At 46.1% G+C, this 204-nt stretch carries 1 tRNA gene; it reads right to left on the bottom strand.

The window, feature by feature from the left end:
• Positions 1-2: 2 nt before the first annotated feature.
• Positions 3-78, bottom strand: a tRNA-Glu gene (locus BCU84_RS00690).
• Between the last annotated feature and the right edge of the window lie 126 nt (positions 79-204).

The following is a 204-nucleotide window of genomic DNA, read 5'->3' as shown; positions in this document are numbered from 1 at the left end:
AGTGGTATCCCCTAGGGGATTCGAACCCCTGTTACCGCCGTGAAAGGGCGGTGTCCTAGGCCTCTAGACGAAGGGGACCCGGACTGGCGTTATACTCTACCAAAGAGTGAATACTCATTAAGTTCTGTAGGCTAAAACTTAACGCTTGCTTTAATTTCTCGAAATACATCAAGAAAAATAAAATAGTGGTATCCCCTAGGGGAT

The organism is Shewanella sp. 10N.286.51.B7 (assembly GCF_002873615.1).
Taxonomy (GTDB): domain Bacteria; phylum Pseudomonadota; class Gammaproteobacteria; order Enterobacterales; family Shewanellaceae; genus Shewanella; species Shewanella electrodiphila.
Note: the sequence above shows the minus strand (reverse complement) of the source record. Positions and strands in the feature narration are given on the sequence as shown.